This is a genomic window from Sandarakinorhabdus sp. (genome assembly GCF_041689835.1).
In the GTDB taxonomy this organism is placed as follows: Bacteria; Pseudomonadota; Alphaproteobacteria; order Sphingomonadales; family Sphingomonadaceae; genus Sandarakinorhabdus.
This window is the reverse complement of sequence record NZ_JBDNFM010000080.1, coordinates 1-11,611: the sequence shown is the minus strand read 5'-3', so window position 1 is coordinate 11,611 and position 11,611 is coordinate 1. Positions and strand designations below refer to the sequence as shown.

Sequence of the window (11,611 nt, the reverse complement as noted above, 5' to 3'; positions counted from 1 at the left end):
CCAAACTGTCCCTCGCGTCGAAATTCGGCGTGCCGGCCGATGAAGCCGCGCCGGTGCTGATGGCCGCCCGTCAGGTTGCCGATGCCCTGGGCATCTGCTTCCACGTCGGTAGCCAGGCCATGAGCCCGCAGGCGTACAGCGACGCCATGGCCCAGGTGCGTGCCGCGATCGTAGGTGCCGGCGTCACCGTTGATATCGTCGATGTCGGCGGCGGCTTCCCGTCCATCTATCCGGGCATGGAGCCGGGCCGGCTCGAAGCTTATTTCGACGTGATCCACCGCGCCTTCGAAGCGTTGCCGATTTCCTATTCCGCCGAATTGTGGTGCGAACCCGGCCGCGCGCTGTGCGCCGAATATTCATCGGTGCTGGTGCGTGTCGAAGCGCGCAAGGGCGATACGCTGCATATCAACGACGGTGCCTACGGTACCCTGTTCGATGCTGCGCACATCGATTGGCGTTTTCCGGTCAAGCTGGTGCGGGAAAGCGAAAGCCGCGCCCGCACGATCGATTTCAGCTTCTGGGGCCCACCCTGCGACGACATGGATTTCATGCGCGGTCCGTTTGCGTTGCCCGCCGATATCGCGGCGGGTGATTATATCGACATCGGCATGATCGGTGCCTACGGCTCGGCAATGCGAACCGGGTTCAATGGCTTCACGGCCGGCGAAACGGTGATCGTCACGGACGAACCGATGGACACGCTTTATGGTGTCACACAAGAGTCGCCGCTCAAGGTTATCAAGCTGCACCAGAAATAGAATTAATGCCCCCGCCCGTTCGGGTGGGGGCATGGTTTCCCGCTCGGCGCCGGGCTCCCCCGGCCGCGGGCGGCGCTCTCATGCGCCGGGCCACCGTTTGAACTTGGGAGCATATCATGACCGCCACGCCCGAAACGCTCAACGCCGCCTCCCTTAATGCGGTCGTCACCGAACTCACCCCCGCCCAGCGCCAGCGCAAGGCCGAGCTGCTGTCCACTGTAGTGGAGCATATCGACATCACCAGCTTCGACGCCCGCCCGATCATCGACGGCATGGCCAAGATGAGCTTTACCAGCCGCGATCTCGCCCGTGCCACCAGCATCTACAACCAGATGCTGGCCGATCCTGATTGCACCATATTCCTGGTCATCGCCGGTTCGACCAGCGCCGGCGGCTGCATGGATCTTTATGCCGAACTGCTGCGCAGCAACATGATCGATGGCATCGTCGCCACCGGTGCCACCATCGTCGATATGGATTTCTTCGAAGGCCTAGGCCACAAGCATTATCAGGCGCTGGAAGTGCCCGATGACGACACGCTGCGCTCGCTGCTGATCGACCGCATTTACGATACCTACATCGACGAAGAATCGCTGCAGGATTGCGATCACACCATCTACGAAATTGCCAATAGCCTGCCGCCCGGCCCGTACAGCAGCCGCGCCTTCATCCGCGAAATGGGCAAATATCTCAGCGAGCATGGCAAGAAGGACAACAGCCTGGTCAAGCTCGCCTATGAGCATGACGTGCCGATCTTCTGCCCGGCGTTTGTCGACAGCAGCGCCGGTTTCGGCCTCGTCAAGCACCAGGTGGACCGGGCCAAGGCTGGCCAGCCCTACATGATGCTGGATGCCATTGCCGATTTCCGCGAACTCACCGATATCAAAATCAAGGCCGGCACCACCGGCCTGCTGATGATCGGCGGCGGCGTGCCCAAGAACTTCATCCAGGACACCGTGGTCTGCGCCGAAATCCTCGGCCACCACGACGTTGAAGTGCACAAATATGCCGTGCAGATCACCGTCGCCGATGTGCGCGACGGCGCCTGCTCATCCTCAACGCTGCAGGAAGCCGCCAGCTGGGGCAAGGTCAACACCGGCATCGAACAGATGGTGTTCGCCGAAGCCGGCAGCGTGATGCCGCTGCTCGCCAGCGATGCCTACCACCGCGGCCACTGGAAAACCCGCGCCAAACGCGGCTGGGCCAAATTGTTCGCCTGACAAACAAAAAGGAGCGGCCCGGCGTGATGCCGAGCCGCCCCTTTTTTCGCCGGACGCCCGATCAGGCGGCGACAGCGCGCCGACGACGGGCAGCAGCACCTACCAGACCAAAGCCGGCGATCAACATCGCCCAGCTGGCCGGTTCTGGCACCGCGCCGGCGCCACCGGCATAAGCCCAGATGTTCATGTCGGCAAACGGACCATCGCCGTTCTGAACAACTCCGGCGCCAGCAACGTCATCCACAAATGACCACCTGCCATCTCCAGAAAAAGCGTACGCGTACCCGTAATTATTGTTGACGGTGATCGGGCCGTAAGCGGCCCAAATCAAATCGCGACTTGGCGAGCTGCCCGTGATGGCTGCAATGCCCGACCATTGACCAGCGTCAAGCGGCAGGCTGCCCAACAAGGCTTCGACATCGGCGCGATTGGCCAAGGTGAAGCCAGCCGAGGTCACAGCATTGATCATGCTCGTTGGCGACTGATTGAAGAAAACGTTCGTCTGCACCCAATTGCGCTGCGTGTTGCTGTCGGTGAAAGTCGCCAGCCCACCGATCGTCGGCCCGATCGAAATCGCGGCAGAAGCTGAACCGGCCAGAGCCACGGCGGAAACGGCCGTGAAGAGAAATTTGAACATCAGGAATACCCCAGGGCAAAAGCGCCGTAAGCAGAAATGCACAATCTGTACCAAATGATCGCATCGTTGAAATTATTGACTTTTCTCGGCGGCAAAAAGCCTTGGTGTAAGGATTTCCGACAGTTTCACCGCAAATGGCAAAGCTGGACCGGCATTTGACACCGGTCCAAAAAACCTCGAGCGTTTTCCAGGCGAAAACCGGGGGATGACGTGATGGGCGCTGCGACGAGCAATATTATCTTGCTGCCGATGCTGGTGTTGGCCGGTTGGACGATGATCGTGTGGGTGTGGATGTACGCCACCCGCCTGCCCGCGATGGGCCGCGCCGGCATCGATGGCACCAAAATGGTCGGCTCCACCGGCAAGAGCCTGCGCGATCAATTGGTCGCCGCCGGCGAGGAACGCGCCAGCTGGGTGGCCGACAATTACAACCACCTGATGGAACAGCCGACGATCTTTTATGCCGTCACCCTCGCGCTGGCCGTGATGGGCGAAGGCGGCGGCCTCGCGGTCGGGTTGGCCTGGGGTTATGCCGGCCTGCGCATCGCCCACAGCCTGGTGCAGATCCTCTCCAACCGCGTCGTGGTGCGCTTTGCCCTGTTTGCGCTGGCCAGCCTGTGCCTCCTCGGCCTCGTGCTGCTGGCGCTCAGCATCGCCAGCGCTCAGGGTTGACGCCAGCGCTCAGGGTTGACGCCAGCGCTCAGGGTTGACGTTCGAACCGCGCCACCAGTTCGACATGGCTTGACCAGCGGAACTGCGCCACCGGCCACAGCGTCGTGATCCGGTAGCCGCCCTCCACCAATATCTTCGCATCGCGCCCGAAGGTGTTGGGATTGCACGATACCGCCACAACAACCGGCACCTGACTGGCCGCCAATTCCTTTGCCTGCGCTTCCGCCCCGGCGCGCGGCGGATCGAACACCACCGCGCCCAGCCCGGCCAGTTCCCCGCCCTTTCCCCCGCCCTCTCCAACGCTCACCAGCGGCCGGCGAAACAGGTCGCGGTGCTGCACCTCCACGCGGCGGCCAGCAAGGCGCGCCGCGAGACCCAGCGCCGTCACCGCCGGCCCGGCCGCATCCACCGCCAGCACGGCGGCCTTGAGCGACAGCGGCAGCGCAAATGTGCCCAGCCCGCAAAACAGATCCGCAACACGGCCGGCATCGCCCACAGCCTCCAGCACAGCCGCCACCAGTGCCGCCTCGCCTTCACGCGTCGCCTGCAAAAACGGCGCCGCCGGCAGCGGAACCGGCACGCCGCCCATGATCAACGCCGGTTGCCGCCGCTCCACCAGCGTGTCGATGCCGCCCGCCCCTTCCACGCTCAGCCGCGCCAGATCGCAGCCTTGTGCAAAATCGGTCAGCGCCTCGATTGCCGCCAGCCCTTCGGCCGATACGTTGGCCAGCAGCACATCCACACCCGCATCTGACAGGGTGAGCGCAATCCCCGCCCCTTGCCCATCCTTCAGCCGCGCCCGCAGCAGCCGCCGCAGCGGCGCCAGCAGCGCCATCAATTGGGGGTGCAGTACCGGGCAATCAACAATATCAATCAGCGCATGGGTGCCCTCGCTGTGAAAACCCAGCACCAGTTTGCCGCCGCGTTTCAACGCCTTCAGGCTCGCCCGGCGCCGGCTGCGCGGCGGTGACAGCGCCAAGGGCCGCACATCATCCGGCAGCCCACCCGGCAGCACGCGCGAAATCCGGTCGATAACGAAATTGCCATAGGCCGCGTCATCCATGTGCTGCATCTGGCAGCCGCCGCACGCCGGATAGTGCGTGCACGCCGGCGCCGCGTGGTGCGGCCCTGGCATGATGAGTGGCGGGCTGATGCTGAAATCGACGCTGTCCCCCACCGCCGCCAGCGGCACGAAACGACCATCATCGCTGACCCCGTCCCCGCGCGCCGCCAGCCGCACGATCGGACGCCAATCGCTCCCGACGCCGCTCATAATGCCGCCAGCACGGCCGGCAGGCTGGCGACCAGATCATCGGCAATGCCGCCCGGCCCCAGCCGCACGCCGGCCTCGCCGTGCAGCCAGGCCGCCGCCTGCGCCGCCTCGAACAGCGGCAGCCCCTGTGCAATCAACGCGGCGATCATGCCGGCCAACACATCACCCGAACCGGCGGTGGCCAGATACGGGCTGGCATGCGCATTGATCGCCGCCCGGCCATCGGGCGCCGCGATGATGGTGGCTGCGCCCTTCAGCAATACCACCGCCCCGCAGGACCGCGCCGCCGCCTGCACCGCCGCCAGCCGATCATCCCCAAGATCAGCACGTATTGGGCCAAACAACTGGGCAAATTCCCCCTCGTGCGGCGTCAGCACTGCTGGCACACCGATCGGCCCGCGCGGCAACAGGCGCAGCGCCCCGGCATCAATCACCAGCGCCTTTTCGGCCCAGCTCAGGCGCTTTAGCCAGCCGCGCGCGCGCATATCGGCATCCATGCCCGGCCCGATCACCACCGCGCCCAGCCGCTTGTCCGGAAGCAGCGCGGCAGCTTCGTCATCATTGCGCCGCATCAGCGCCAGCGCCGGCAGATGGGTGCCCTCCCCCACCAGCGTCACCAGCCCAGCCCCGCAGCGCAGTGCCGCCAGCCCCGCCAGCCCCGATGCGCCGCCATGGCCAGGCGTGCCTTCCACCACCATCACCCAGCCGCGGGTGTATTTATGGGCATCGCGTGCCGGCGCAGCCAGTCGCGGCCGCGCGGTAAAAGCCAGCGGCGTTTCGATGGCCAGGCCAATATCCACAATCGCCAACCGGCCCGACACAAAACCGCCTTCGCCCAACACGTGCCCCGGCTTGGCCGCGCCAAACGTCAGCGTCAGCTCCGCCGTCAGCGGCCGACCCAACGCGCGGCCGGTATCCGCCTCCAGCCCCGAAACGATATCGATGGCCACCACCCGCCCCTGCCCGCGCAGCCGGTCCAGCGCCGCCTGCGCGCTTTCGGGAAGCGCCCGGGTGAGGCCGGTGCCAAACAATGCATCGACGATCAGCGGCGCGGGCGGCGCCTCGGCCAGCGGCACCACCGCCCCGCTCCAGCGCCGCGCCATCGTTGCGGCCGGTTCACCCAGCGGCGGCGCATCGGCCGCCACCGTCACCTCAACCCCGGCTTTTGCCAACACCAAGGCAATTCCATAACCGTCGCCGCCATTGTTGCCCGGCCCGCACAACACCGTTGCCCGCGCCGCCGGGGCAAACGCCATGATCGCCCGCGCTGCGCCATCGGCCGCCCGTTCCATCAGGGTGAGCGCCGGGGTGCCGGCTGCAATCGCGGCAGCTTCTGCGGCGCGCATGGCGGCGGCAGTGACGATGGGGAGACCAGAATCGACGATGAACATGCGCGCCTTGTCACAAAGCCGGGGCGGCGGCACAAGGGCCAGCATGGTCACTATCCGCCCAGCCGCGCCCAGCGATGCCGCCGAACTGGCCAAATTGCTCAACGCCATCATCGTCCGCGGCGGCACCACAGCCTTTGAAACGGCGTTCACACCTGGCGGCCTGAGCGAGGCCTATCTCACCGGCCCCGCCGCCCATTGCTGCTTCGTGGCGCAGGCCGACGGGCGCATCGCCGGCTTCCAGACGCTGGGCACGCAGCTCTTCCTGCCCGCCTACATCGGCGACATCGCAACATTTGCCCGGCTTGGCAGCACCCAGGGCGGGGTGGGCACGGCACTGTTTGCCGCTACCACGGCGCACGCCCGCGAACTCGGCCTCACCGCGATCAACGCCACCATCCGCGCCGACAACACCGGCGGCCTCACCTTCTACACCCGCATGGGCTTTACCGATTACGAGATCGTGCGCGGCGTGCCCCTGAAAAACGGCACGCCGGTCGACCGGATCAGAAAGCGGTTCGTCCTTTAAATATCGGCAAACATATGCGTTTCCGCAGCCGCACCCGGATGCGTCACTGCCCCCAACCGCGCCGGGCCAACGGTTTGCGCAAACTTCCAGATCGCCCCCGATTGGTAATCCGTCGCGCGCGCCGTCCACTGCGCCCGCCGCGCCTCCAGCACGCCCGCGTCCACTTCCAGCTCGATCGTGCCGGCCTGCGCGTCGATGCTGATGATATCGCCATCCTCAATCAGCGCAATCGGTCCGCCTTCCGCCGCCTCCGGCCCGACATGCCCGATGCAAAACCCCCGCGTTGCACCTGAGAAACGCCCATCGGTGATCAGCGCCACCTGCTCCCCCATGCCCTGGCCATACAACGCCGCAGTGGTAGACAGCATCTCGCGCATCCCCGGCCCGCCCTTGGGGCCTTCATACCGGATCACGATCACGCACCCCGGCTCGATCCCGCGCTGCTCCACCACGGCAAAGCACGCTTCCTCGCTGTCAAACACCCGCGCCGGACCGCTAAATTGCAACGTCTTCATCCCCGCCACCTTCACGATGGCACCATCGGGCGCCAGGCTGCCCTTCAGCCCCACCACGCCGCCGGTCGGCGTGATCGGGTTGGACACCTCGTAAATCACCTTCTGATTGGGATTCCAGCTGATCTCGTCGATATTCTCGGCCAGCGTCTTGCCGCTCACCGTCAGGCAATCGCCGTGAATAAATCCGGCATCGAACAATGTTTTCAACACCATATACACGCCGCCCGCGTCATACATGTCCTTCGCCACATATTTTCCGCCGGGTTTCAGATCGGCAATATACGGCGTCGTCTTGAAAATCTCGGCCATGTCGAACAGGTCGAATTTTACCCCGCATTCGTTGGCCATCGCCGGCAGGTGCAGCGCGGCGTTGGTCGAACCACCCGTCGCCGCCACGATCCGCGCCGCATTTTCAAAGGCTTCGCGCGTGCAGATATCGCGCGGGCGGATGTTGCGCTCCAACAGCGTCATGATCTGCGTGCCCGCCGCAATCGCGATATCGGCGCGGCCCTGATACGGCGCGGGCGCCATGTTGCTGTTGGGCAACGAAAGCCCGATCGCCTCCCCCACGCACGCCATCGTGTTGGCGGTGTATTGCCCGCCGCACGCGCCGTGGCCGGGGCACGCCACCTTCTCCAACGCCGTCAACCGCGCCAACGGGCAGTTGCCAGCCGCAAAGCCGCCCACCGCCTCAAACACATCCACCACCGTCACGTCCTGGCCTTCAAACCGGCCCGGCAAGATCGATCCGCCATACACAAAGATGCTCGGCACATTCAGCCGCAACATCGCCATCATCATGCCCGGCAAGCTCTTGTCGCACCCGGCAAAACCAATCAGCGCATCATAACAATGCCCGCGCATCGACAGCTCGATACTGTCGGCAATGCAATCCCGGCTCACCAGACTGGCCTTCATGCCCTGGTGCCCCATCGCAATCCCGTCCGTCACCGTGATCGTGTTGAACCGCCGCGGCATCCCGCCTGCGCCGTTCACCCCAATCCGCGCCGCATCCGCCTGCGCATCCAACGTCGTATTGCACGGCGCGCTGTCATTCCCCGCCGAAGCAATCCCCACAAACGGCCGCCCAATCTCCTCCTCGGTCAGCCCCATGGCGTAATAATAACTACGATGCGGCGCCCGCTCCGGCCCCACCGAAACATGACGCGATGGCAGCTTGGACTTGTCGAATCTTGTCATATATGGGCCTCTTTGACTAACAATATTGCCATGACGCAGGGCGGCGGCGGGGTCAAGGGTGGGCGTCTTGAAGTTCAAGAATGAGGGCCTCCGGCGGGCAGGGACTCAGTCCCTGCACCCGTTCGTTTCAGGCGGCCCTCGCCCAATATTCCCGTCATGCTGGCGCAGGCCAGCATCCATTGCAGCGAGGGGACCACCAACGGCTGCATGGGCAACCGACTGCACAATGGATGCTGGCCTGCGCCAGCATGACAGGCCGGGGATTAGCAGGCCACACCGCCCCCCCCTTCACCTCCAAACGTCACCCCGGACTTGATCCGGGGTCCCGCTGTTTCCTCGCTCATCCCGAGCCTGCCGCCGCCTTCGCCTTCGCCGCCTTGCGCGCCACGCGCACATTGGCGCGGGCGCCAGCGGTGGCCAGCGGTGGCCAGCGGATCGACCAGCGCGGCATAGCGGGTGAACAGCAACGCCACCCGGTCCGCATCGCCGCTGAACGCTTCGGCGCGGTAAAGCCGGTTCACCGCGCGGTCCAGCGCCTGGTGCGCGGCGCGCAAATCAGCCGGCATGGTCAGCGGATCATAAAGCTGCGCCAGATTGGCCGTCGGATGATTGGCGCGGGCATCGAGCACGACTTGCGCCAGCGCGGACACCTTCGCCTGCTGCGCTTCGCTGGCGTCGGGCCAAGGGAAGGTGTTGTAAACAAGGCCTGTGGAATAACTGTAATCGCTCTTCAATCTTCCGCCAATATGGGCCAACCAAGCCATATGCATACGAGAAGTGAGGATGCCAAAAATATACTTTGTGACGTTTTGCAAAACGATGATCTTATTGCTTGGAATTGTCGGCGGTTCGAGCCAACCGATTGGGACATATTCACGGCGTTCAGAACTCACCTCTGGGATCGCCAGAAATGGCCCAGTGGGTATCACGTTAACATGATATTGCTGTGGCATCCGAGCAAGACTCCGCGCCAAACTGCCTGGAGATTTTTCACGATATCTCCGAACTGCCGCAATTCGTTCAATCACCTTCGGCAGGCCCTGCAGTTCGTCGGGTGAAGCCTCGTTGGTGTGTAAAATCCAACGGGCCACGCCATTGATAAATTCATACCCACCAACGAATGGACGAAATAGACGTTCCGAACCAGGTTCGGCCGCTATGAAGTCGCGACGTTCGCTCGCATCAAAAATATAGTTCCCGCCATCAACCGGCTTCGTCCCGACACATACTTGGGGAACTGCTGAGAGTGGCTGCGCAGCCCTGTCGACAACAAGGTGCCGCGTCGCGGTGTTCCGCGCTTCAAACAGATAGGCAGTCAGGGCACCGTGCCGTGTTTCAACTGGATCACCATTTTGTGTTGGATAACTGAACAGTCTCTTGGTTTCAGGTGCTATTTCCCGGCAAGTGAAGCCAATGATCACGACGTGAACATGGGCTTTGCCACGCGCCTCTGACATCCAAATGAAAGGCCGGTAGGCAAAGCCGATCTCAACATTCCAACGTTGAAACATGGCAGGCCAGAGCTGCGCAACTTGCTCACCCTGTGCGATGGAGTTTGTTGCGACAAACGCAACCCGAATTTTGGTTTTCTAAATTAATTCAGCAGCTTTCAGGAACCATGCCGCCACATAGTCGAGGCGCTTGCCGCTGGCTCCCAGTCTCTGCAGCAGTTCGCCGGCCTGATCTTGTTGATTTTTCCCGCGCATTACAAAGCCAACAAACGGCGGATTGCCCATGATGAAGCTGAGCCGATCGCGCGGGCACACTGCGTCCCACTCCACCTCCAGCGCGTCGCCGTGGACGATGTTGGCGGATTTCTTCAGCGGGATGCGCACGAACGGCACCGAGAAAGCCGCCGCAAGCTCGATGTTGGCGATGTGATCGGCCATCCACATCGCCACTTCAGCGATGCGCGCCGGCCATTCTTCAAATTCGATGCCGTGAAACTGATTCACGTCCACCAATGACAGCAATGACGGATCGAGCACGCCTTGCCGGGTGCCGATGTTCACGCCGCCGGTTGCCTTGGGGTAAAGCGCTTCCAGACATTCCAGTTCCAGCCGGCGTATTTCGCGATAGGCGATAACCAGGAAATTGCCGCAGCCGCAGGCGGGATCAAGGAAATTGAGCCGCGCCAGCTTGTGCTGAAAGGCTTGCAACGCCGCCTCGCGCCCGGTGCGCCGCGCCTTGATGGCCACCAGTTCGCTTTCGAGGTCGTCAAGGAACAGCGGCCGGATTACCCGCAGGATGTTGACCTCGCTGGTGTAATGCGCGCCTTTCTCGCGGCGTTCCTGCGCGCTCATCACCGATTGGAACAATGATCCGAAAATGGCGGGCGACACCTTGCGCCAATCGAAACGCGCCGCATCCAGCAGCATGTCGCGCATCGCCTTGTCAAAAACCGGCGTGCGCACGCTGCCGGCGAACAATTCGCCATTCACATAGGGAAAGGCGTCCAGCTCGGCGCTGGTGCCAGCCTGGCGCTTGTTCCCCGGCGTATCGAGAATGTCGAACAATTCGATCAGCACGCGGCCAACGTCGCTGCCATCGTCCTTGGTGTCGTTGTCGATCAGCTGGAGGAAGATATCCTTGGGTTCAAAAATGCCGGTATCATCGGCAAACAGGCAGAACAACAAACGCACAAGCAGCCGTTCCAGATCGTGCCCGGCATAGCCCTTGGCCTTGAGCGCATCGTGCAGCAGGCCCATCAATTCGGCCGCTTTGATGTTCACATCGGCCTGGGTAACAAAGGTGCGTTGCCGGCCAAGGATGAAATCGAACCGCTCGATATGGTCGGCAAGCTGGGTGAGCGTGAAGCGGGTTTCGGTGCCGGTTTCCAGATCGATCAGCCGCCAGCGCTGGAAATCGCACGTAAGCACATAGCGCGGCTGATCCCGTTCGGGCAGCCAATCGACATAATCCAGCGCCTGCGCCAGCGCCTTGCCAAGATTAAGGCCGGCGCTTTTTTGTTCCACCAGCAAAACGCCGGGCCAGAACAGATCGATGAAGCCGTTGCGCGATTTGTCGAGCGTGCCAACACGCTTTTCATAGGAGGCAACGGCGCGGCGCCTGACGCCGAAGATGGCGAAGAACTCGTTGTAAAAGCTCTGGGTTTCAGCCTTCTCGTACGTTTCATCATGCCATTCAGCGGCAAATTCCTTCGCACGTTGTTTGATGATATCCCAGCCAAGGCGCTGCATTGCTGTCTCCCCGGCCGGCAACCTATTGCGGCGAGCGCATGATGCCAATCAGGAAAAGCGGGACCCCGGATCAAGTCCGGGGTGACGGGGTGGTTTGGGGTGAAGCGCCGCCTGAAACCAAACGGGTGCAGGGCCCGCGCCCCTGCCCCAACGCGTCGCCCCGGACCCCTGCCCCGCCCCCCCCATCCCGTCGCCCCGGACTTGATCCGGGGTCCCGCT

The 11,611-nt window shown here is 63.3% G+C and carries 8 protein-coding genes and 1 pseudogene; 4 read left to right on the top strand and 5 right to left on the bottom strand.

The window, feature by feature from the left end; all coding sequences use genetic code 11:
* Together ACESL8_RS04145 and ACESL8_RS04140 are read left to right on the top strand one after the other, a co-directional pair.
* The coding region (locus tag ACESL8_RS04145; protein ID WP_372916259.1) for a type III PLP-dependent enzyme at nucleotides 1-758 on the top strand (758 nt) is incomplete at its 5' end.
* Between the two features lie 116 nt (nucleotides 759-874).
* Nucleotides 875-1,978 carry a deoxyhypusine synthase gene (locus tag ACESL8_RS04140; protein ID WP_372916257.1) on the top strand — a complete coding sequence of 368 codons (1,104 nt, stop codon included), beginning with the start codon at nucleotides 875-877 and terminating at the stop codon, nucleotides 1,976-1,978.
* A 61-nt stretch (nucleotides 1,979-2,039) separates the two neighbouring features.
* On the opposite strand, the gene ACESL8_RS04135 is transcribed toward ACESL8_RS04140, so the two are convergent.
* Entirely contained in the window at nucleotides 2,040-2,669 is a 630-nt protein-coding gene (locus tag ACESL8_RS04135; protein ID WP_372916255.1) for a PEPxxWA-CTERM sorting domain-containing protein, read from the bottom strand.
* Nucleotides 2,670-2,828: 159 nt separating this feature from the next.
* Here ACESL8_RS04135 and ACESL8_RS04130 point away from each other — a divergent pair, with 159 nt between their 5' ends.
* Nucleotides 2,829-3,287, top strand: a complete 459-nt coding sequence (locus ACESL8_RS04130; RefSeq protein ID WP_372916253.1) for an MAPEG family protein — start codon at nucleotides 2,829-2,831, stop codon at nucleotides 3,285-3,287.
* A 28-nt stretch (nucleotides 3,288-3,315) separates the two neighbouring features.
* Here the strand turns inward: ACESL8_RS04130 and ACESL8_RS04125 are convergent, their stop codons facing one another.
* Together ACESL8_RS04125 and ACESL8_RS04120 are read right to left on the bottom strand one after the other, a co-directional pair.
* Entirely contained in the window at nucleotides 3,316-4,560 is a 1,245-nt protein-coding gene (locus tag ACESL8_RS04125) for a class I SAM-dependent RNA methyltransferase (protein ID WP_372916251.1), read from the bottom strand.
* Nucleotides 4,557-5,996 (bottom strand): NAD(P)H-hydrate dehydratase, encoded by a 1,440-nt coding sequence (locus ACESL8_RS04120; RefSeq protein WP_372916249.1) that lies wholly within the window; start codon nucleotides 5,994-5,996, stop codon nucleotides 4,557-4,559. Before ACESL8_RS04120 ends, ACESL8_RS04125 begins: the two co-directional genes overlap by 4 nt.
* On the opposite strand from ACESL8_RS04120, the gene ACESL8_RS04115 reads away from it, so the two are divergent.
* Complete coding sequence (locus ACESL8_RS04115; protein WP_372916247.1) at nucleotides 5,995-6,477, top strand: N-acetyltransferase family protein; 483 nt, start codon at nucleotides 5,995-5,997, stop codon at nucleotides 6,475-6,477. The two genes, ACESL8_RS04120 and ACESL8_RS04115, sit on opposite strands and share 2 nt — an antisense overlap.
* Here ACESL8_RS04115 and ilvD read toward each other — a convergent pair.
* Together ilvD and ACESL8_RS04105 are read right to left on the bottom strand one after the other, a co-directional pair.
* On the bottom strand, nucleotides 6,474-8,192 hold the full coding sequence (gene ilvD, locus ACESL8_RS04110) for a dihydroxy-acid dehydratase (protein ID WP_372916245.1): 1,719 nt from the start codon (nucleotides 8,190-8,192) through the stop codon (nucleotides 6,474-6,476). The genes ACESL8_RS04115 and ilvD overlap by 4 nt on opposite strands.
* Nucleotides 8,193-8,455: 263 nt before the next feature.
* Nucleotides 8,456-11,392: pseudogene (locus tag ACESL8_RS04105) on the bottom strand (class I SAM-dependent DNA methyltransferase).
* Between the last annotated feature and the right edge of the window lie 219 nt (nucleotides 11,393-11,611).

Coding starts and splice junctions, on each gene's coding strand:
- ACESL8_RS04120 (WP_372916249.1), bottom strand. CDS start 5,996: ATGCTGGCCCTTGTGCCGCCGCCCCGGCTTTGTGACAAGGCGCGCATG.
- ilvD (WP_372916245.1), bottom strand. CDS start 8,192: ATGACAAGATTCGACAAGTCCAAGCTGCCATCGCGTCATGTTTCGGTG.
- ACESL8_RS04140 (WP_372916257.1), top strand. CDS start 875: ATGACCGCCACGCCCGAAACGCTCAACGCCGCCTCCCTTAATGCGGTC.
- ACESL8_RS04125 (WP_372916251.1), bottom strand. CDS start 4,560: ATGAGCGGCGTCGGGAGCGATTGGCGTCCGATCGTGCGGCTGGCGGCG.
- ACESL8_RS04130 (WP_372916253.1), top strand. CDS start 2,829: ATGGGCGCTGCGACGAGCAATATTATCTTGCTGCCGATGCTGGTGTTG.
- ACESL8_RS04115 (WP_372916247.1), top strand. CDS start 5,995: ATGGTCACTATCCGCCCAGCCGCGCCCAGCGATGCCGCCGAACTGGCC.